The following is a 19,525-nucleotide window of genomic DNA, read 5'->3' as shown; positions in this document are numbered from 1 at the left end:
GGGGGAGGCAACTCCCCCACCGCTCCTTCTACTTCACCGACCCGGCCATGACGCCCTGCACGAAGTGCCGCTGGAAGGCGAAGAAGACCACCACCGGCACCTGCGGCGGTGCGTCCTTCGCGCACCGCCTCGACGGTGATCTCGGGCAGCCCACTCTCCCACTGGTCGACCTTGCCCTGTTGCCCTCCCCCGCCGGCGGTGAAGTCCAGCCAGACAACTCCGCTCAGTTCGACGGCCTGCACGGCTTGGCCGCGGTGGTCGTCGGCACGGCCCTGGGGGCGCCGCTCGGGCGGTGGCTGATCGACGCCCAGGGCAGTTCGAGCGGCATCGGGGCCGCTCGCCGCGCTTCCGGCGGCTCGGGCCGCCCGGCGCCGGCTGACGGACACCTTGAGCGCCGTGGCCTGACGCACCCCGACGGCCGTCACACCCCGTAGGGCCCGTACGGATGGCCCTGCTGAGGAACGTACGGCGGCGGAGCCGACGGCATCGGCGGAATCACCGTGGGCAGGGTCGCCGGATGCGCGTCCAGCCGGATGCCGTAGTACCGCTTCAGCCGCCCCATCTCCAGCAGCGCGATGCTCGTGACAGTCACCGGCGCCCCCAGGATGAACAGGATGCCCATCGCCAGGCCGAGGCCGTGCAGATCACCCGTGAGGAGATCGGGAAGGGCCATCAGCCAGGTCGTCACCGTGGCGAGCAGCGGCGGCAGACACCGGTGCACCGCGGCCGTGCCGAAGAAGTTGCCGGAGATCCGGAAGGCGCCCGCGGCGACGAAGCCGGTCATCCACAGCGCCGCGAGGCCGACCGGCAGCATCGCGAGGCCCCCGATCGCCGTGGACAGCTGGAACAGCAGCACCGTCGTGACGACCGAGCCGATGAACAGCAACAGCAGCTTCAGCGAGTTCATCAACGGCTGCCGCACCAGCCGCCAGTTGCCCGCGCGCCGCCAGCGGTAGAGCATCACGCCGACCGTGAGCGGCGTGATCAGCAGCAGCACCGCGGACGCGGTCAGCGCGTTCTCCAGGATCTCGTCGAAGGCGAACCCGCCCTCGACGAAGGTGTAGACGCCCACCGCCGCGACCGCCCCGGCGATGATCCTGATCCGCTTGAGGGTCTCGACGGACGCATCGAGCGAGGCCGGTATCCACCGCGGGTGGAACATCGCCCGCGCCACCCGCTGCGGCTTCAGAAAGTCCCGCGCGGTCAGCGTGCCGCCGGTCCAACTCCCCTGAGGACTGGTCAACTTGCACTCCCCCGAGTGATCGTCTCCTTGATCGTCGGGGGAGTCTAGTGGAAGCGGGCGGCGCTTCGCCGCCCGCTTTCCGGCTCACCGTCCGCGCAGTTCCCGGTACTTGGCGACCAGTGCCCGGGAGGAGGCGTCCAGACCGGGGACGTCGGCGCCCTCGGTGAGGGCGGGCTCGACGCGCTTGGCGAGGACCTTGCCGAGTTCGACGCCCCACTGGTCGAAGGAGTCGATGTTCCACACCGCGCCCTGGACGAACACCTTGTGCTCGTAGAGGGCGATCAGCTGGCCGAGCACCGACGGGGTCAGTTCCCGGGCGAGGATCGTGGTGGTCGGGTGGTTGCCCTGGAAGGTCTTGTGGCTGACCAGTTCCTCCGGCACCCCCTCCGCACGCACCTCCTCGGGAGTCTTGCCGAAGGCCAGCGCCTGGGTCTGGGCGAAGAAGTTCGCCATCAACAGGTCGTGCTGCGCCTTCAGTTCCTCGCTCAGTTCGGCGACCGGCTCGGCGAAGCCGATGAAGTCGGCCGGGATCAGCTTGGTGCCCTGGTGGATCAGCTGGTAGTAGGCGTGCTGCCCGTTGGTGCCGGGCGTGCCCCACACCACCGGCCCGGTCTGCCAGTCCACGGGTCGCCCGTCCCGGCCGACGTACTTGCCGTTGGACTCCATGTCTAGCTGCTGGAGGTAGGCGGTGAACTTGGACAGGTAGTGGCTGTAGGGCAGCACGGCATGCGACTGCGCGTCATGGAAGTTGCCGTACCAGATGCCCAGCAGGCCCAGCAGCAGCGGCACATTGGACTCGGCGGGGGCGGTCCTGAAGTGCTCGTCGACCAGCCGGAAGCCGTCGAGCATCTCGCGGAAGCGGTCCGGGCCGATGGCGATCATCAGGGAGAGGCCGATCGCCGAGTCGTAGGAGTAGCGTCCGCCGACCCAGTCCCAGAACTCGAACATGTTCGCGGTGTCGATGCCGAACTCCGCCACCTTCTCGGTGTTCGTCGACAGCGCCACGAAGTGCTTGGCGACCGCTTCCTGCCCGGCGTTCAGCTCGCCCAGCAGCCAGTTGCGCGCCGAGGTGGCGTTGGTGATCGTCTCGATGGTGGTGAAGGTCTTCGAGGCGATGACGAACAGCGTCTCCGCCGCGTCCAGGTCGCGGGTGGCCTCGTGCAGGTCGGCGCCGTCGACATTGGACACGAACCGGACCGTCAGCTCGCGGTCGGTGAACGCGCGCAGCACCTCGTACGCCATCGCCGGGCCGAGGTCGGAGCCGCCGATGCCGACGTTGACGACGTTCTTGATGCGCTTGCCGGTGTGTCCGGTCCAGGCGCCGGAGCGGACCCGGTCGGCGAAGTCGCTCATCCGGTCGAGGACCGCGTGCACACCCGGCACCACGTTCTCCCCGTCGACCTCGATGACCGCGTCCCGCGGGGCGCGCAGCGCGGTGTGCAGTACCGCCCGGTCCTCGGTGACGTTGATCTTCTCGCCGCGGAACATGGCGTCGCGCAGCCCGAACACGTCGGTGGCGGCGGCCAGCTCACGCAGCAGGCGCAGCGTCTCGTCGGTGACGAGGTGCTTGGAGTAGTCGATGTACAGATCGCCGACCTGGAGCGTGTAGCCGGTGCCGCGGCCGGGGTCGGCGGCGAAGATCTCGCGCAGGGCGAGCTCGCCGAGTTCCTCGCGATGCTTGGCCAGAGCGGTCCACTCGGGCGTCTGGTTGAGCCTGGTACGGCCGTCTTGGTTCATCTCGGACTTCAGCCTTCTTTCGTACCTGTCCCCGCTGTTCCCAACCTAATTGATCAGCACAGGTATGAGCGCGAGGAACGACAGGACGAAGAAGGCGGCCGTGAAACAGCTTCGGCCAGGCACCGTCCGGTGCCTGGCCGTTCATCGACTCCTAGATCTCGCCGCGCAGTTTGGCGAGCGCCTCGGCGAGAATCGCCTCGCCGTCCGCGTCGCTGCGCCGCTCCCGTACATACGCCAGGTGCGTCTTGTACGGCTCGGTGCGCGGCGGGTCCGGCGGGTTGTCCCGGTCCTGCCCTGCGGGGAAGCCGCAGCGCGGGCAGTCCCAGGTGTCGGGAACCTGCGCGTCGCTGGCGAAGCTGGGCTGGGTCTCGTGCCCGTTGGAGCACCAGAAGGAGATGCGCAGCCGGGGCGCGGACTCGCCACGCTCGGCCTCGCCCATCGGCCCCGCCCCGACCCGGCTTCCTCGGATCGCGTTGCCACTTGCCACGGTCGTAACTCCCTGCGTGATGGTGCCGCGAAGCGAGTCGGCGTTTCGCTTCGTTGCGAGCGCCTCAGTCTACGTAAGGCCCAACGCGCGTCCAGTGGTTGGAGTTACAGCTCCCACATCTAGACGCAAGCCCCATGATAGGCGGCGCTCAGCTGCGCGTACCGAACATGGGGCCTTACGTACGGATTGTGCGTGCCGGTCAGTTGTTCACCTTCATCAGAAGGGCGAGCACGACAATGCACGCGAACCAGAGCAGACCGACCACGACGGTGATCCGGTCGAGGTTGCGCTCGGCGACCGAGGAGCCGCCGACGGACGACTGCATGCCGCCACCGAACATGTCGGAGAGGCCGCCGCCCTTGCCCTTGTGCATCAGCACCAGCAGCATCAGCAGACCGCTGAACACGATCAGGGCGATCGAGAACCCCATAACCACGGCTGGACCAACTTCCTCGGATCTGGATGGACGACAGGGGCACAGCCACCGGGCTGTGCCCCCGCAAGGGTACGACGGATCGCCGCTACCGCATACTTACTGGTCGCGGAAGCGCACGATCTTGACGAACTCGTCGGCGTCGAGCGAGGCGCCGCCGACCAGCGCGCCGTCGATGTCGGCCTGTGCCATGATCTCGGCGACGTTGCCGGACTTGACCGAGCCGCCGTACTGGATGCGGACCTTGTCGGCCAGCTCCTGGGTGTACAGCTCGGCGAGCTTGGCGCGGATGGCGGCGCAGACCTCCTGGGCGTCCTCGGCGCCGCAGACCTTGCCGGTGCCGATGGCCCACACGGGCTCGTAGGCGATCACGACGGTCTCGGCCTGCTCGGCCGGGAGGTCCTTCAGACCGCCCTCGACCTGGGCGAGGGTGTGGCTGACGTGGTTGCCCGCCTCACGGACGTCCAGCTCCTCGCCGACGCACAGGATCGGGGTCAGGCCGTGCTTGTAGGCGGCCTTGACCTTGGCGTTGACGATCTCGTCGGTCTCGTCGTGGTACTGGCGGCGCTCGGAGTGGCCGACGGCCACGTACGTGCACTTCAGCTTGGCCAGCATCGCACCGGAGATCTCGCCGGTGTAGGCGCCGGAGTCCTGGGCGGACAGGTCCTGGGCGCCGTACTTGATCTTCAGTTTGTCGCCGTCGACCAGGGTCTGTACGGAGCGCAGGTCGGTGAAGGGCGGCAGGACGGCGACCTCTACGGCCTCGTAGTCCTTGTCGGCCAGGGCGAAGGCGAGCTTCTGGACGTGGGCGATGGCCTCGAGGTGGTTGAGGTTCATCTTCCAGTTGCCCGCCATCAGCGGCGTACGGGTGCTCATTGAGGGTCAGTCCTCCAGTGCGGCGAGGCCGGGGAGCGTCTTGCCCTCGAGGTATTCGAGGGAGGCGCCGCCGCCGGTCGAGATGTGGCCGAATGCGGTCTCGTCGAAGCCCAGGGTGCGGACGGCGGCCGCGGAGTCGCCGCCGCCGACGACCGTGAAGGCCGGGGAGTCGATGAGCGCCTGGGCGACCGACTTGGTGCCCTCGGCGTAGTCGGGGTGCTCGAAGACGCCCATGGGGCCGTTCCAGAAGACGGTGGCCGCGTCGGCGAGCTTCGAGGCGTACAGCTTGCGGGTCTCCGGACCGATGTCCAGGCCCTGCTGGTCGGCGGGGACGGCGTCCGCGGCGACGGTCGTGGGGTGGGTCGGGGCCTTGGCCTTCAGGTCCGGGAACTCGCCGGCGACGAGGACGTCGACGGGGAGGACCAGCTCGACGCCGTTCTCCTCCGCGCGCTCGATGTACTCCCGCACGGCCGGGACCTGGTCCTCCTGGAGGAGGGAGCCGCCGACCTCGTACCCCTTGGCCTTGAGGAAGGTGTACGCCATGCCGCCGCCGATGAGGATGCGGTCGGCCTTGCCGAGCAGCTGGTCGATGACGGCGAGCTTGTCGGAGACCTTGGCGCCGCCGAGCGCGACCACGTACGGGCGCTGGAGGTCGTCGGTGAGCTTCTTCAGGACGCCGACCTCGGTGGCGATGAGGTGGCCGGCGTAGTGCGGCAGCTTGCCCGGGAGGTCGAACACGGAGGCGTGCTTGCGGTGCACGGCGCCGAAGCCGTCGCCGACGTAGACGTCCGCGAGGGCGGCCAGCCGGTCGGCGAAGGCGGCGCGCTCGGCGTCGTCCTTGGCGGTCTCGCCGGCGTTGAAGCGCAGGTTCTCGATGACGGCGACGCGGCCGTCGGCGAGGCCCGCGACGACGGCCTGGGCGGACTCGCCGACGGTGTCGGTCGCGAACGCCACCTCCACGCCGAGGAGTTCACCGAGCCGGGCGGCGGCCGGGGCGAGCGAGAAGGCGGGGTCCGGGGCGCCCTTGGGGCGGCCCAGGTGGGAGGCCACGACCACGCGGGCGCCCGCCTCGGCGAGGGCCTTGACGGTGGGCAGGACGGCGCGGATGCGGCCGTCGTCGGTGATCGTGGCGCCGTCCAGCGGCACGTTGAGGTCGGCGCGGACGAAGACCCGCTTGCCGGTGACGCCTTCGGCGAGGAGTTCGTCGATCGTCTTCATTGAGAGGGCTCCCGAGAAGTGTTCGTGATGCTCGTGATCCTAAGAGGGCCGGTCGGTACGTGACACAGGGCCCGGGCGGCGCGTCCCTGCGCCGCCCGAGCCCTGCTGTCACATCGAAGTGCCTGCTCCGGGGATCAGAGCTGGTTGCCGACGAAGACCGTGAGGTCGACGAGGCGGTTGGAGTAGCCCCACTCGTTGTCGTACCAGCCGAGGATCTTCACCGTCTTGCCCTCCTGGACCATGGTCATGGAGGAGTCGAAGGTGCAGGAGGCCGGGTCACTGACGATGTCAGAGGAGACGATCTCGTCCTCGGTGTAGAACAGGTAGCCCTTCAGGTCGCCGTCGTCGGCGGCCTTCTTGAACGCGGCGTTGACCTCGTCCTTGGTGACCTCACGCTGGAGCTCGACCACCAGGTCGGTGGCGGAACCGGTGGGAACCGGGACGCGCATCGCGATGCCGTCGAGCTTGCCCTTGAGCTGCGGCAGGACCAGAGCGGTGGCCTTGGCGGCACCCGTCGTGGTCGGGATGATGTTCTCGGCGGCGGCGCGGGCGCGGCGCAGGTCCTTGTGCGGGAAGTCCAGGATGCGCTGGTCGTTGGTGTACGCGTGCACCGTCGTCATCAGGCCCTTGACGATGCCGAAGTTCTCGTCGAGGACCTTGGCCATCGGCGCCACACAGTTGGTGGTGCAGGAGGCGTTGGAGATGACGTGGTGGTTGGCCGCGTCGTACTTGTCCTGGTTGACGCCCATCACGATGGTGATGTCCTCGCCCGAGGCCGGAGCCGAGATGAGGACCTTCTTGGCGCCGCCGGCGATGTGCTTCTCGGCGTCGGCCTTCTTCGTGAAGATGCCCGTCGACTCGATGACGATGTCGACGCCGAGCTCGCCCCACGGGATGTCGGCGGGATTGCGCTCGGACAGGACCTTGATGGTGTGACCGTCGACCGTGATCGTGTCGGCGGTGTGGGTGACCTCCTGCTTGAGGCGGCCCAGAATCGTGTCGTACTTCAGCAGATGCGCGGTGGTAGCGGTGTCACCCAGGTCGTTGACAGCCACGATCTCGATGTCAGCACCCTGCTCCAGCAGTGCGCGGAAGTAGTTGCGACCGATACGACCGAAGCCGTTGATGCCTACGCGGATCGTCACGAACCGATCTCCTCGTTGGTACGCCGGCCATGCGGTGCCGGCGAGCTGTATTTGGGATGTCCCCGACCGCCTACGACCCTACCTCTCTGCGGCCCCCGAGGTGACATCGAGATGCCCCATACACGGGCAGGCGGTCCGTACCCGCCAGTAGGGGTACGGACCGCCCGTTCGTGCTATCGCCCCGTCATCGTGCGATCACGGAGTGTCGAGAGAGGTGAGGGCCTTGCGGATCAGGGCCGCACGGTCGGCCGGGGCGACGACGTGCTCCAGGCCGAAGCCCAGCAGCACGGTGTCGTCCGTGGTGACCGCGCCGTACGTCTGGAAGAGCCGGCCGACCCGCGCCCAGTCCTTGACGACCGCGGGGCTGCCCGCGGGCGGACCCGGGACGCGCCAGGCGCCGAGCGACGTCTCGAAGCCCTCGGTCTCGACGGCGGTGCCGCCGATCACGACCGAGGCGTTGTCGACGAGGACGCCTCGGCCACCGGAGCCGGGGTCACTGATGTAGCCGAGCGAGACCTCGACGGTCCGGCCCGCGTAGGCGGACAGGTCGAAGGAGACCTCCTGCCAGCCGGCCGACGCCCCGGTGAAGCTGTTCCAGGAGCCGCTGGTGCCGGTCGGCGTGCAGGCGCCGTCGGCGAGCGTCAGATACCGCTCGAGCGCGGGGTGGGCCTGGATGAAGTACCCGGCCGAGCACTCCTCGGGCACCGCGGTGCCGGTCGCGCCGCCCTGCTCCGGCAGCGTCGTCCAGTCGTCGCCGCCCGCCGTACGGGCCTCCAGGACCGCGTGGTCGTAGCCCGGCTCGGTGCTCCACAGCATGCGGGTGCGCAGGGTGGGTGCCTGCGCGGCGGTCACCGAGGTCAGGTCGATGGTGCGGGTCAGGCGGTTCCAGGCGTAGTCGCTGTGCGTGACGGCCGCCATGGAGCTGCCCTCGAAGGGGCCGTAGGGGTTGACGGTGCCCGGGTAGCGGCCCGCTCCGGCGCTCGCGAACTGCGGGAACCGGTCCACGGGCAGGGTCTCGGAGGTCACGCTGTAGGAACCGGCCGCGTTCAGCGGGTTGCCCGGCGCCCCGGCCAGCGCGCCCTTGGTGCCCGCGAGTTCACCGGCGCCCTCGAAGGCGGTGGCCCCGGGAAGGGACGTACGGCTGTAGGCGCCCAGGTAGTACTGGCTGAAGTCGTTGGACAGGTTGCCGCCGCCGAGGTCGACGCTGCCGCCGGCCTGTTCGCCGGCCTCGATCAGCCTGCCGCCCTCGTTGAGGAAGGCGCGCAGCTGGAGCTGGGTGGCGTTGCCCGGGACGCCGGCGCCCGTGTAGTGGACGACGGTGTCGAAGTGGCCGAGCACGCCGAGCGCGTCGGGCGCGCCCTGGGTGGCCACGTCCCAGACGGCGGCCCTGCGGCCGTTGGCCTTGAGCGCGTCGACGTAGAGCTGCGCCTGGGTGGCGGCCGCGCCCTCCTCGGCTACGACCAGGGTGTCCGCGCGCGGGCGTTCGGCCACGGTGTAGGTGAAGCGCTCGCTGGAGACCGGCTTTCCGCTCCTGGTCTCGCCGGTGAACCACACATCGACCTTGTCCCCGGCATCGCCGTCGGCGACCTTGGCCCGGTACTCGTCGAAGTACAGGTTGTCCTCACCGCCGTAGGTCTCGCCGCCCTTCCACGGCCGCAGCGTCATGTCGTGCGTACGGCCGCCGTTGACGCGGTACTTGAGCTCCTTGTCGCGCACGGACTTGCGGGCGACGACGGAGACCTCCTGGTCGGCGCCGCGGGAGTAGGAGGTGGTGAACGGCGCCGGGGTGAAGTCGGCGACCTTCAGGCCGACCGAGGAGGACGGCCGGTCCGGGTGGGCGGCGGACTCGGCGACGGAGAGCGCGAAGGGGACGTTCTTGGCGAACTCCTGCTGGATCAGCTTCTCGTCGTCCGGGAAGTTGAAGATGGACTGGCAGTCGCCGGGCAGCCAGGCGTCGTTCGGGTCGACGTTCGAGACGGTCTGGCAGGTCGACATCTCGGGCGTGAACATCGCCAGGCCATTGACGTTGGCGGCGTGTCCGTCCGCCTCGCCGTTGGTGGTGTACAGCTCGGAGGAGACCTGCGGGTGGTAGCCCGGGACGGCGGGGTTCTCGGGGGTGCCCGCGAGCGCCTTGTACATCACGTCGTCGGGGGTGTGCGTGGCCACCTGCCAGCCGACGCCGTAGAGGATGAGTTCGGCGGCCGAGTGGTAGTTGATGCCGAGTTCGAAGCCGATGCGCTTCTGGAGGGCGTCGATCGCCTTGGTCTCGGGTTCGGAGCCGGGGGCGTCACCGCGGTAGGTCTGGCTGGTGGGGTTCGGGGACGAACCCTCGTCGTCGTAGCCCCACTTGTAGGCGAAGTTGCGGTTCAGGTCGACGCCGTCGCCGGTGCTGATGGTGCCGTCGCCGTTGACGTCCCGCATGTTCTTGCGCCACAGGCGGTCGCCCGCCTCCTCGAAGGTGTGGTCGTAGCCGTCGGGGTTGGCCGAGATCACGAACCACAGCTCGGTGGTGTCGACGATCTTCTTGATCCGCTTGTCGGTCCGGTAGTTGTCCAGGTAGTGGTGCATCAGCCGCCGGGTCATCTCCGGGGTGATCCACTCCCGCGCGTGCTGGTTGGACATGTAGAGCACGGAGGGCTTGGCGCCGTCCTTGGACTTCTTGGCGTTCTTGGTGAGCTTCAGCGCCAGGATGTCCTGGCCCTGGACGGTCTTGCCGAGGGAGACGACCTTGGTGAGGCCGGGGTTCTCCTGCCCGGCGCGGAGGATCTCCTCCTTCAGGCCGCCGCTGCCGCTGTAGGGCCGGTAGACGCCCTCGGCAGCCGCCTCGACGCGCCGCTCGGCCTTGGCGGACAGGGTGTGCTCGGTGAGTTCGACGCCCTGTTTCTCCAGCTTCTCGGCCTGCTGGTCGGTGAGGTAGACCTCGATGGTGGCGGTGCCCTTCTCGGGCGCCTGCTCACTGAGTTCGTGGCCGTCCTGCCCGGCGGCCAGCAGCAGCGGGATCTGCTTCTTGGTGACCTCGGCGCGGAAGACCTTGACCTCGTCGGCGTCCGGTGCGTCCGAACTGCCGTTCTGTGCCTGGGCGATGGGTGCGATGCTCGCTCCGCCGATCAGGAGCGCGCCGACAGCGAGGATCGATCTCGCTCTGTGTCTCATGAACCCCCCTTGCGTGGGTTCGCCACGTCAGCGAACAGATGCCAGGCTCATGACACTTCATGATCGAGTCAAGGGTGCCTCATGATCGAGTCAGGGGTGTGTCGAGAACCCGAAAACGCCGGTGACCGTCGCCCGTTGGGGCGCGGTCACCGGCGTGTCGAGCGGGGCGTCAGCCCACGAGGTTGTCGGCCATCTCCTCGGTGATGCTGGACTCGGTGCCGGGGATGCCGAGGTCCTGGGCGCGCTTGTCGGCCATCGCGAGCAGCCGGCGGATGCGGCCGGCGACGGCGTCCTTGGTCAGCGGCGGGTCGGCGAGCGCGCCGAGCTCCTCCAGGGAGGCCTGCTTGTGCTCCATGCGCAGCCGGCCGGCGGCGGCGAGGTGCTCGGGGACCTCCTCACCGAGGATCTCCAGGGCGCGCTGGACGCGGGCACCGGCGGCGACGGCCGCCCGCGCGGAGCGGCGCAGGTTGGCGTCGTCGAAGTTGGCGAGGCGGTTCGCCGTGGCGCGGACCTCGCGGCGCATCCGGCGCTCCTCCCATGCCAGCACCGACTCATGGGCGCCGAGCCGGGTGAGCAGGGCGCCGATCGCGTCGCCGTCGCGGACGACGACCCGGTCCACCCCGCGCACCTCACGGGCCTTGGCGGCGATGGACAGCCGGCGGGCGGCGCCGACGAGCGCGAGCGCGGCCTCGGGGCCCGGGCAGGTCACCTCCAGGGAGGAGGAGCGGCCGGGCTCGGTGAGCGAGCCGTGCGCCAGGAAGGCGCCGCGCCAGGCGGCCTCCGCGTCACAGGTGGCGCCGGAGACGACCTGCGGGGGCAGCCCCCGGATCGGGCGGCCCCGTCCGTCGACCAGGCCGGTCTGCCGGGCCAGCTGGTCCCCGCCGGCGACCACGCGCACGACGTAGCGCGAGCCGCGGCGCAGTCCGCCCGGTGCCATCACGATCAGTTCGGAGCTGTGGCCGAAGATCTCCAGGATGTCCCGCTTGAGCCGGCGGGCCGCCATCGCGGTGTCCAGCTCCGCCTCGATCACGATGCGCCCGCTGACCAGGTGAAGGCCGCCGGCGAACCGCAGAATGGCGGAGACCTCCGCCTTCCTGCAGCAGGTCCGGGTGACGGGGAGCCGGGAGATCTCGTCCTTCACCGCTGCCGTCATCGCCATGGGCCGATCCTTCCATGCATCCGAAAAATACGGTCGTACGCGGCGGCCAGCAGCTCCGGGTCGTGCCGTGGAGATCCGTCCCCCCGTGCGACCGGAGCCAGCTCGACCGCGGCCCCGAGCCGCTTGGCGGCCTCGGTCAGCACCTCGCGGTCGGGCACGGCTGCCTCGTCGGCCAGCACCACGTCCAGGGCGAGTTTAGGGGCGTGTCGTCCCAAAACCTCCAAATGACGCTGCGGGGAGAAGCCTTCGGTTTCTCCGGGCTGGGGGGCGAGGTTCAGCGAGAGCACCCGGCGGGCCTTCGTCTCCGTCAGCGCGTCCAGCAGCTGGGGCACCAGCAGATGCGGGATGACCGAGGAGAACCAGGACCCCGGGCCCAGCACCACCCAGTCCGCGTCCCGCACGGCCTCGACGGCCTCGGGGACGGCGGGCGGGTCGAGCGGCACCAGGTGCACGGACTGCACCTCACCGGGGGTGAGGGCGACGGTGGCCTGGCCGCGCACGGTGTCCACGTCCTCGGGCCGCTCCGGGTCGTGCCCCTTGACCAGGGCCTGCAGCTCCAGGGGTACGGCGGACATGGGCAGCACGCGCCCGTGCGCGCCGAGCAGCTTGCCGACCAGGTCCAGGGCCTGGACATGGTCGCCGAGCTGTTCCCACAGGGCGACGATGAGCAGATTGCCGACCGCGTGGTCGTGCAGGTCGCCCTGGGAGGCGAAGCGGTGCTGGATCACCCGCGACCAGGTCTGGCCCCAGTCGTCGTCGCCGCACAGCGCGGCCAGCGCCTTGCGCAGATCGCCGGGTGGCAGCACCCCCAGCTCGTCGCGCAGCCGCCCGCTGGAGCCGCCGTCGTCGGCGACGGTGACGACGGCGGTCAGGTCACCGGTGATCCGGCGCAGCGCGGCGAGCGAGGCGGACAGCCCCATGCCGCCGCCGAGGGCGACGACCTTGGGCTGGGTGCCCCGGCGGCGCGGTCGGCCGCCACGGGCCTCGACGGGCCGGCCGATCCGTCCTTCCGGCACCACCCGGCCGACCCTGATCAGCCGCGGAGTACGTCCTGTCATTCGCGTCCCATGTCCCGGTGGACGACCACTGTCTCCACACCCTGCGCGGCGAGCCGTGCGGCGAGCTTCTCCGAGGTGGCCACCGAACGGTGCTTGCCTCCGGTGCAGCCGACCGCGATGGTCACATAGCGTTTGCCCTCACGACGGTAGCCTGCGGCAATCAGCTGCAGCAGCTCGGTGTACCGGTCGAGGAACTCCTTGGCGCCGGGCTGGTTGAAGACGTACGCCGACACCTCCTCGTTCAGACCGGTGTACGGCCGCAGTTCCGGGACCCAGTGCGGGTTCGGCAGGAACCGCATGTCGACGACCAGGTCGGCGTCGACGGGCAGGCCGTACTTGAAGCCGAAGGACATCACGGTGGCCCGCAGCTCGGGCTCCTCCTCGCCCGCGAACTGGGCGTCCATCTTGGCGCGCAGCTCGTGCACGTTCAGGCTGGAGGTGTCGATCACCAGGTCGGCGTCGCCGCGCAGCTCGCGCAGCAGCTCGCGCTCGGCTGCGATGCCGTCGACGATCCGGCCGTCGCCCTGGAGCGGGTGCGGGCGGCGCACCGACTCGAAGCGGCGTACCAGCGCCTCGTCGGAGGACTCCAGGAAGACGATCCGCCGGGTGACGCCCCGGGTGTCGAGGTCGGCGAGCGACTCGCGGAGGTTGTCGAAGAAGCGGCGCCCGCGGACGTCGACGACGACCGCGATCCGGGCGACATTGCCCTGGGAGCGGGCGCCGAGCTCCACCATGGTGGGGATCAGCGCCGGCGGCAGGTTGTCGACGACGAACCAGCCGAGGTCCTCCAGACACTTCGCGGCGGTCGAGCGGCCGGCTCCGGACATGCCGGAGATGATCACCAGCTCGGGGATGGTGGCCTCGGGGACCGCGGCGGTGTCGCCGGCCGTACTCACCTGTGCTCCGTTCTCCTGGGGTGTCTGCTGCGGGGTCCGATCATCGCCCGATTCCATGTGGGCCTGATCTCGCTCCGCTGTGGGCTTCTCCTGCTCGGTCATGTCTCCTGCCCCCGTCGTTCGTCCGGGGTGCCCGCGGTCACGGGCTCCCCCGGGGTGCCCGCGGTCGTCTCGGGCGCCCCGTCCTCGGTGTCTTCCATGATCTCTCCAGTCGCCGTGTTCACGGCGGGCGCGGCCGGGGCCGCCTGGGCGAAGGCCGCGGCAATGGTCTCGGCCGTTTTACGACCTATGCCCGGAACTTCGCAGATCTGGTCGATTGTCGCCGATCGCAGCCGTTTCACCGAACCGAAGTGCTTGATCAGCGCCTGCTTGCGGGTCTCGCCGAGGCCCGGTACGTCGTCCAGGGGGCTGGACCGGAAGCGCTGGGCGCGCTTGGTGCGCTGGTAGGTGATGGCGAAGCGGTGGGCCTCGTCACGGATGCGCTGGAGCAGATACAGGCCCTCGCTGGTGCGCGGCAGGACCACCGGGTCGTCCTCCCCGGGCACCCAGACCTCCTCCAGGCGCTTGGCCAGGCCGCACACGGCGATGTCGTCGATGCCCAGCTCGTCCAGGGCCCGCTTGGCGGCGGCGACCTGGGGCTGTCCGCCGTCGACGACGACGAGCTGGGGCGGGTAGGCGAACTTCCTGGGGCGGCCGTCGTCCTCGGCGAGGGCGTCCTCCCCCTCGGCCCACTCCCCCGTCCGCTCCTTCTCGGCCAGGTACCGCTTGAAGCGGCGGGAGATCACCTCGTGCATGGACCGGACGTCGTCCTGTCCCGCGAAGCCCTTGATCTGGAAGCGGCGGTACTCGCCCTTGCGCTGGAGGCCGTCCTCGAAGACGACCATGGAGGCCACGACGTCCTCGCCCTGGAGGTGGGAGATGTCGTAGCACTCGATCCGCAGCGGGGCGCTGTCCAGGCCGAGGGCGTCGGCAATCTCCTCCAGGGCGCGCGAGCGCGTGGTCAGGTCGGAGGCGCGCTTGGTCTTGTGCAGTCCGAGGGCCTGAAGAGCGTTGCGCGCGACGGTCTCCATCAGCGCCTTCTTGTCGCCGCGCTGCGGGATGCGCAGCGAGACGGACGATCCGCGGCGCTCGGTGAGCCACTCCTGGACCGGCTCCACCGGGTCGGGCAGGGCCGGGACGAGGACCTCCTTGGGCACGGAGTCCCCGCTCTCCTCGCCGTAGAGCTGCTGGAGGGCGTGCTCGACGAGGGCGCCGGTGGTGATCTCCTCGACCTTGTCGGTGACCCAGCCGCGCTGGCCGCGCACGCGTCCGCCGCGGACGTGGAAGATCTGCACGGCGGCTTCCAGCTCGTCCTCGGCGACGGCGATCAGGTCGGCGTCGGTCGCGTCGGCCAGCACGACCGCGTTCTTCTCCATGGCCTTCTTCAGGGCCCCGATGTCGTCGCGCAGGCGCGCGGCCCGCTCGTACTCCATCTCGTCGGCCGCCTGGACCATCTGCTTCTCCAGCCGGCGCAGATACGTGCCCGTGCGGCCGGCCATGAAGTCGCAGAACTCGTCGGCCAGTTCGCGGTGCTCCTCGGGCGAGACCCGGCCGACGCAAGGCGCTGAGCACTTGCCGATGTAGCCGAGCAGACAGGGGCGGTCAGTGCGGGCGGCGTTCTTGAAGACCCCGGCCGAGCAGGTGCGCACCGGGAAGACGCGCAGCAGCAGATCCACGGTGTCGCGGATCGCCCACGCGTGGGCGTACGGCCCGAAATAGCGCACGCCCTTCTTCTTGTGACCGCGCATCACCTGCACCCGCGGGAACTGTTCGCTCATCGTCACCGCAAGGTAGGGGTAGCTCTTGTCGTCGCGGTACTTGACGTTGAACCGGGGGTCGTACTCCTTGATCCAGGAGTACTCCAGCTGGAGCGCCTCCACCTCCGTGGACACCACCGTCCACTCCACGGACGCCGCCGTGGTGACCATGGTGCGGGTGCGGGGGTGCAGGCCCGCCAGGTCCTGGAAGTAGTTCGCCAGGCGCTGGCGCAGGCTCTTCGCCTTTCCGACGTAGATCACCCTGCGGTGCTCGTCACGGAACCTGTAGACCCCGGGGGAGTCCGGGATCTGTCCCGGCCTGGGGCGGTAGCTGGAGGGGTCGGCCATGTTTCACACCCTACTGGCGAGGGGTGACAGCGCGACGAGGCTGTGGACAACGCCGACGGACCGCCATGGGCACGGTTGGGCATCAGGTGTTGTCGGGGCTTGGTCAACACGCTTCAATGCGGGGGAACTCGGGCCCGGCCTCTGCCGCCCGCGCGAACGGTCCGACCAGCCGTCGTGAACGCTGCCCAGAAAGGCCCCCGCATGCCGCACGCCACTCAGCAGGCGGACGTCGCCGCCGTCACCGCGGTGCCGGACGTGGCCGGGGTCACGCACGCGGACCCGGCCCTGGACGCGGTTCTCAGCGGCGGCCCCTTCCACGTCGCCCTGCGCGCCGCCATCGCCGCGCGCGGGCTGCCGCTCCAGCGCGTGCAGCACCATCTGTCGCGCTACGGGGTCAAGGTTGGCGTCACCAGCCTCAGTTACTGGCAGCAGGGCGCCCGCCGGCCGCAGCGCCCCGAGTCGCTGCGTGCGGTGCGGGCGCTGGAGGAGATCCTCCAGCTGCCGGAGGAGTCGCTGATCCGGCTGCTGGCGGAGGGCGACGAGCCGGCCGCGGGGCGGCCCGCGGTCCGCTCCTACCGCTCCCTGGTCGAGGCCGACGGCGTCCTGGCGGGGCTGCTGGCCGAGCTGGACGCGCCGGTCGACGGCGGGCTGCACACCCTGGGGCTGCACGAGCGGGTGCGGATCGGCGCGCGGCGGGAACTGGCGGGCCGCGAGGCGCACCACATCGTGCGCGCCCACCGGGACGGCGTCGACCGCTGCACGGCCGTGTACCACGGCGACCCCGGCTGCACGCCGGACCTCATGCGCGTGCAGGCCCTGGAGAACTGCCGCACGGGCCGCGTCCGGTATCACCACGACACCGGCGTCCTCGTCGCCGAGCTGCTCTTCGACACCCGCCTGCGCTCCGGCGACACCTTCCTCTTCCGGTACGGCGTCGAGGACGGCACCGCCGGGGTGTCCCACGAGTACGCGCGCGGGTTCGGCCTCCCGGGCGGCCAGTACGCACTGCAGATCCGCTTCGACGAGCACTGTCCGCCGGTGCGCTGCCACCGGTTCGCCCAGCACTCGGCCGCGGCCCCGCGCAGCGGGCGTCAGGAGCTCCCGCTCAGCCCGCGGCACCATTCGGTCCACCTCGTCGAGCCCCGGCTGCGGACGGGGATCGTGGGGATCGGCTGGGACTGGGCGGAGTGAGCGGGCCGGGGCGAGAGCCCCGGCCGGCCCCGGCTAGGCGGTGGGGGCCGGGCCCGCCACGATCCGGCCGCCCTCGGCCCGTACCGGCAGCTCCTTCAGCGGCGCGCTCGCCGGCTCGTGCAGCACCTCGCCGCTCGTGGCGTCGAACTCGCTGCCGTGGCAGGGGCAGACGAGCTTCGTCCCGTCCAGCTTGTTGATGGGGCACAACGCGTGCGTGCAGATCGTGCTGTACGCCTTCAGGGCGCCGTTCGCGTCCCGGCTGACGACCACCTTGTGCTCGCGGTACAGCTTCGCGCCGCCCTTGGGGACCTCGCTCTCCGCGCCGAGGTCGACGGGCGCGCTCGGCTCGGCGTCCGTCGTCCCGCCGCCCGGTGAGCAGGCGGCCAGGCCGAGCCCGGCGACTGGGGTGAGGGCCGCTCCGCGCAGGACGGTACGACGGGTCGGGGTCGGGCGGCCGGGCATAGGGGGCTCCACTGGTCAGAGGGCGGGCAGGGCGACGATACCCGGCCGGGGAGGGCGGGCCCGGCGGCGGGGCGAGCGGAGACGAGGGACGGCGATACCCGTGACGTAAACGCTTGCGCAAGCGTTTACGTCTGCCGCTGAATGGGATACCTTCCCGGCCAGAAGCAGCGAGAGCAGCGCCCGGAGGGAGAGGAACCCGATGCCGACGATGGCCGACGTGGCCCGTGACGCGGGTGTCTCCGTGGCGACCGTCTCGCATGTGCTCAACGACACCCGCCCGGTGCTCCCCCACACCCGGCAGGCCGTCCTGGACGCCATCGACCGGCTCGGCTACACCCCGAACTCCCTGGCCCGCTCCCTGGTGACCGCGCGCACCCGGTCCATCGGCCTCGCGGTGTCGGCGATCAGCAACCCCTACTTCACGGAGATCCTGCAGGGCGTCGAGGCGGGTGCCCTGGAGCACGGTTACAGCCTGCTCATCGCCGACCCGCACGACGACCCCGGCCACGAGTGCAAGGTCGTGCAGCTGCTGCACGAGCGGCGGGTGGACGGCATGATCGTCGCGCCGTCCGCGGACCCGCGCGAGCTGCTGGCTTATCTGCGGCGGCACGACGTCCCGACGGTGTTCCTCGACCGGCTGGTCGACGACGGGGCCGCGCCGCACTTCGACCAGGTGTGCGCGGCGGGCGCCGAACCCACGACCCGGCTGGTCACCCATCTCGCGGAGCTGGGTCACCGGCGGATCGGCCTGGTCGCGGGGCGCCCCGGGCTCAGCACCACCAGCGAGCGGATCACCGGCTACCGGCACGGTCTGGCGTACGCCGGTCTCGCCCACGACGAGCGCCTGATCGCGCACGGCGACTCCGAGTCCCCCGGCGGCGAACGCGCGACCGCCGCCCTGCTGGACCTCGCCGCGCCGCCCACGGCCCTGGTGACCGCCAACAACGCGATGACCATCGGCGCCCTGCGCGCCCTGCGCGAGCGCGGCCTGTCCGTGCCCGACGACATCGCCCTGTGCTGCTTCGACGACTTCGCCTGGGCCGACCTGTTCTCACCCCGGCTCACCGCGATCGCCCAGCCCAGCAAGGAGCTCGGCGCCCAGGCCGTACGGGTTCTGCTGGACCGGCTCGCCGAGCCGGACCGGCCCGCCCGGACCGTGCGGCTCGACTGCGCCTTCGTCCACCGCACCTCGTGCGGCTGCCCCGAGCAGCCGCCGGACCTCCCGCACCTGCCGAAAGGAACCGCCTCGTGATCGTCGTCGCCGGTGAGGCACTGATCGACCTCGTGCCGCAGGGCACGGGCGCCCTGGCGAGCCTGCGGCCGGCGCTCGGCGGCGGCCCCTTCAACACGGCCGTCGCCCTCGGCCGCCTCGGCTCCCCCACCGCCTTCTGCTCCCGCACGTCCTTCGACGCCTTCGGCGAGGCCCTGCTGGACGGACTGCGGCGGGACGGGGTGGATGTGTCGGCCGTCCAGCGCGGACCCGAGCCGACGACGCTCGCGGTCGCCACCGTCGACGAGGGAGGTTCGGCCGCCTACTCCTTCTACGTCGACGGCACCGCCGACCGGCTGTTCACCGCGCCCGCCGCGCTGCCGCAGGGCACGCGCGCGGTGTCCTTCGGGACCTGCTCGCTCGTCCTGGAGCCGGGCGCCACCGCCTACGAGGAGCTGATGCGGGCGGCCGCCGCGCAGGGTGTGTTCACCGCCCTCGACCCGAACATCCGCCCGGGGCTGATCCCCGACCCGGACGCCTACCGGGCCCGGTTCCGCGGCTGGCTGCCGTCGGTGTCGCTGCTCAAGCTGTCCGCGGAGGACGCCGAGTGGCTCGGCGGCACCCCGCGCGAGTGGCTGGCCGAGGGCCCCGCGGCCGTGGTGGTCACCCGTGGCGGTGACGGGCTCACCGTCTTCACCCGGGACGGCGGGGAGCACGCGGTGCCGGGCGAGAAGGTCGACGTCGTGGACACGATCGGGGCCGGGGACACGGTGAACGCGGCCCTGCTGCACGGGCTGGCCGTCCGCGGCGCGCTGTCTCCTCGGGCGCTGACGGGGCTCGGCGCGGACGACTGGACGGGCCTGCTGCGGTTCGCGGCCCGCGCGGCGGCGATCACCTGCTCGCGCGCGGGCGCGGAACCGCCGTACGCCTCCGAACTGGACGGGGTGCCGGACGCCGGCTGAGACGCGGCGCGCTTCCGCGGTCGACGCAGGAAGAGGCTCGGCGCGCTCTCGCGGTCGACGCAGGAAGAGGCTCGGCGCACTTCCAGCCGACGCCTGAAGAGGGTCAGCGCGCCCCGCCGCCGACGTCAGTCGAAACGCGGAGCGCCCCACG

Annotated in this window: 17 protein-coding genes; 4 read left to right on the top strand and 13 right to left on the bottom strand. The window is 70.8% G+C overall.

What is annotated here, in order from left to right; all coding sequences use genetic code 11:
- Positions 1–47 precede the first annotated feature (47 nt).
- Positions 48–434 (top strand): hypothetical protein, encoded by a 387-nt coding sequence (locus ACFYW5_RS21895; RefSeq protein ID WP_389418711.1) that lies wholly within the window; start codon positions 48–50, stop codon positions 432–434.
- On the opposite strand, the gene ACFYW5_RS21890 is transcribed toward ACFYW5_RS21895, so the two are convergent.
- The 12 genes from ACFYW5_RS21890 to uvrC form a co-directional block, all read right to left on the bottom strand.
- Complete coding sequence (locus ACFYW5_RS21890) at positions 422–1,243, bottom strand: hypothetical protein (RefSeq protein WP_389418710.1); 822 nt, start codon at positions 1,241–1,243, stop codon at positions 422–424. The genes ACFYW5_RS21895 and ACFYW5_RS21890 overlap by 13 nt on opposite strands.
- Positions 1,244–1,327: 84 nt before the next feature.
- Entirely contained in the window at positions 1,328–2,980 is a 1,653-nt protein-coding gene (pgi, locus tag ACFYW5_RS21885; protein WP_389418709.1) for a glucose-6-phosphate isomerase, read from the bottom strand.
- A 151-nt stretch (positions 2,981–3,131) separates the two neighbouring features.
- Positions 3,132–3,467: an RNA polymerase-binding protein RbpA gene (locus tag ACFYW5_RS21880; RefSeq protein ID WP_003957010.1), complete on the bottom strand. Its 336-nt coding sequence runs from the start codon at positions 3,465–3,467 to the stop codon at positions 3,132–3,134.
- A 199-nt stretch (positions 3,468–3,666) separates the two neighbouring features.
- On the bottom strand, positions 3,667–3,897 hold the full coding sequence (gene secG / locus ACFYW5_RS21875) for a preprotein translocase subunit SecG (protein ID WP_105869397.1): 231 nt from the start codon (positions 3,895–3,897) through the stop codon (positions 3,667–3,669).
- 102 nt (positions 3,898–3,999) lie between these two features.
- Positions 4,000–4,776: a triose-phosphate isomerase gene (tpiA, locus tag ACFYW5_RS21870; protein ID WP_389418708.1), complete on the bottom strand. Its 777-nt coding sequence runs from the start codon at positions 4,774–4,776 to the stop codon at positions 4,000–4,002.
- A gap of 6 nt (positions 4,777–4,782) precedes the next feature.
- Positions 4,783–5,994 (bottom strand): phosphoglycerate kinase, encoded by a 1,212-nt coding sequence (locus tag ACFYW5_RS21865; protein ID WP_389418707.1) that lies wholly within the window; start codon positions 5,992–5,994, stop codon positions 4,783–4,785.
- 134 nt (positions 5,995–6,128) lie between these two features.
- Positions 6,129–7,139, bottom strand: coding sequence for a type I glyceraldehyde-3-phosphate dehydrogenase (gap, locus tag ACFYW5_RS21860; protein ID WP_389418706.1), 1,011 nt, complete (start codon positions 7,137–7,139; stop codon positions 6,129–6,131).
- A 195-nt stretch (positions 7,140–7,334) separates the two neighbouring features.
- Positions 7,335–10,292: a M14 family zinc carboxypeptidase gene (locus ACFYW5_RS21855; RefSeq protein ID WP_389418705.1), complete on the bottom strand. Its 2,958-nt coding sequence runs from the start codon at positions 10,290–10,292 to the stop codon at positions 7,335–7,337.
- Positions 10,293–10,461: 169 nt separating this feature from the next.
- The gene (whiA, locus tag ACFYW5_RS21850; protein ID WP_250070529.1) at positions 10,462–11,451 is read right to left on the bottom strand and encodes a DNA-binding protein WhiA; all 990 of its coding nucleotides are present in this window, start codon (positions 11,449–11,451) and stop codon (positions 10,462–10,464) included.
- The gene (gene yvcK / locus ACFYW5_RS21845; protein WP_389418704.1) at positions 11,442–12,509 is read right to left on the bottom strand and encodes a uridine diphosphate-N-acetylglucosamine-binding protein YvcK; all 1,068 of its coding nucleotides are present in this window, start codon (positions 12,507–12,509) and stop codon (positions 11,442–11,444) included. Before yvcK ends, whiA begins: the two co-directional genes overlap by 10 nt.
- On the bottom strand, positions 12,506–13,507 hold the full coding sequence (rapZ, locus tag ACFYW5_RS21840) for an RNase adapter RapZ (RefSeq protein ID WP_389418703.1): 1,002 nt from the start codon (positions 13,505–13,507) through the stop codon (positions 12,506–12,508). Before rapZ ends, yvcK begins: the two co-directional genes overlap by 4 nt.
- Complete coding sequence (gene uvrC / locus ACFYW5_RS21835) at positions 13,504–15,549, bottom strand: excinuclease ABC subunit UvrC (RefSeq protein WP_389418702.1); 2,046 nt, start codon at positions 15,547–15,549, stop codon at positions 13,504–13,506. The genes rapZ and uvrC overlap by 4 nt, the downstream gene beginning before the upstream one ends.
- A 201-nt stretch (positions 15,550–15,750) precedes the next feature.
- Between uvrC and ACFYW5_RS21830 the strand changes: the two genes are divergently transcribed.
- Positions 15,751–16,740: a hypothetical protein gene (locus tag ACFYW5_RS21830; RefSeq protein ID WP_389418701.1), complete on the top strand. Its 990-nt coding sequence runs from the start codon at positions 15,751–15,753 to the stop codon at positions 16,738–16,740.
- 33 nt (positions 16,741–16,773) lie between these two features.
- Here ACFYW5_RS21830 and ACFYW5_RS21825 read toward each other — a convergent pair whose 3' ends face one another.
- Positions 16,774–17,202 (bottom strand): Rieske (2Fe-2S) protein, encoded by a 429-nt coding sequence (locus ACFYW5_RS21825; RefSeq protein ID WP_389418699.1) that lies wholly within the window; start codon positions 17,200–17,202, stop codon positions 16,774–16,776.
- 199 nt (positions 17,203–17,401) lie between these two features.
- Between ACFYW5_RS21825 and ACFYW5_RS21820 the strand changes: the two genes are divergently transcribed.
- Both ACFYW5_RS21820 and ACFYW5_RS21815 read left to right on the top strand, forming a co-directional pair.
- On the top strand, positions 17,402–18,454 hold the full coding sequence (locus tag ACFYW5_RS21820; RefSeq protein WP_389418698.1) for a LacI family DNA-binding transcriptional regulator: 1,053 nt from the start codon (positions 17,402–17,404) through the stop codon (positions 18,452–18,454).
- On the top strand, positions 18,451–19,374 hold the full coding sequence (locus tag ACFYW5_RS21815; RefSeq protein WP_389418697.1) for a carbohydrate kinase: 924 nt from the start codon (positions 18,451–18,453) through the stop codon (positions 19,372–19,374). The genes ACFYW5_RS21820 and ACFYW5_RS21815 overlap by 4 nt, the downstream gene beginning before the upstream one ends.
- Positions 19,375–19,525: the final 151 nt, after the last annotated feature.

The organism is Streptomyces sp. NPDC002779 (assembly GCF_042888685.1).
GTDB lineage: Bacteria > Actinomycetota > Actinomycetes > Streptomycetales > Streptomycetaceae > Streptomyces.
The sequence above is the reverse complement of the archived record's forward strand: the minus strand, read 5'-3'. Positions and strand labels throughout refer to the sequence as shown.

Coding starts and splice junctions, on each gene's coding strand:
- ACFYW5_RS21895 (WP_389418711.1), top strand. CDS start 48: ATGACGCCCTGCACGAAGTGCCGCTGGAAGGCGAAGAAGACCACCACC.
- pgi (WP_389418709.1), bottom strand. CDS start 2,980: ATGAACCAAGACGGCCGTACCAGGCTCAACCAGACGCCCGAGTGGACC.
- secG (WP_105869397.1), bottom strand. CDS start 3,897: ATGGGGTTCTCGATCGCCCTGATCGTGTTCAGCGGTCTGCTGATGCTG.
- tpiA (WP_389418708.1), bottom strand. CDS start 4,776: ATGAGCACCCGTACGCCGCTGATGGCGGGCAACTGGAAGATGAACCTC.
- ACFYW5_RS21865 (WP_389418707.1), bottom strand. CDS start 5,994: ATGAAGACGATCGACGAACTCCTCGCCGAAGGCGTCACCGGCAAGCGG.
- ACFYW5_RS21855 (WP_389418705.1), bottom strand. CDS start 10,292: ATGAGACACAGAGCGAGATCGATCCTCGCTGTCGGCGCGCTCCTGATC.
- whiA (WP_250070529.1), bottom strand. CDS start 11,451: ATGGCGATGACGGCAGCGGTGAAGGACGAGATCTCCCGGCTCCCCGTC.
- yvcK (WP_389418704.1), bottom strand. CDS start 12,509: ATGACAGGACGTACTCCGCGGCTGATCAGGGTCGGCCGGGTGGTGCCG.
- rapZ (WP_389418703.1), bottom strand. CDS start 13,507: ATGACCGAGCAGGAGAAGCCCACAGCGGAGCGAGATCAGGCCCACATG.
- uvrC (WP_389418702.1), bottom strand. CDS start 15,549: ATGGCCGACCCCTCCAGCTACCGCCCCAGGCCGGGACAGATCCCGGAC.
- ACFYW5_RS21830 (WP_389418701.1), top strand. CDS start 15,751: ATGCCGCACGCCACTCAGCAGGCGGACGTCGCCGCCGTCACCGCGGTG.
- ACFYW5_RS21825 (WP_389418699.1), bottom strand. CDS start 17,202: ATGCCCGGCCGCCCGACCCCGACCCGTCGTACCGTCCTGCGCGGAGCG.
- ACFYW5_RS21820 (WP_389418698.1), top strand. CDS start 17,402: ATGCCGACGATGGCCGACGTGGCCCGTGACGCGGGTGTCTCCGTGGCG.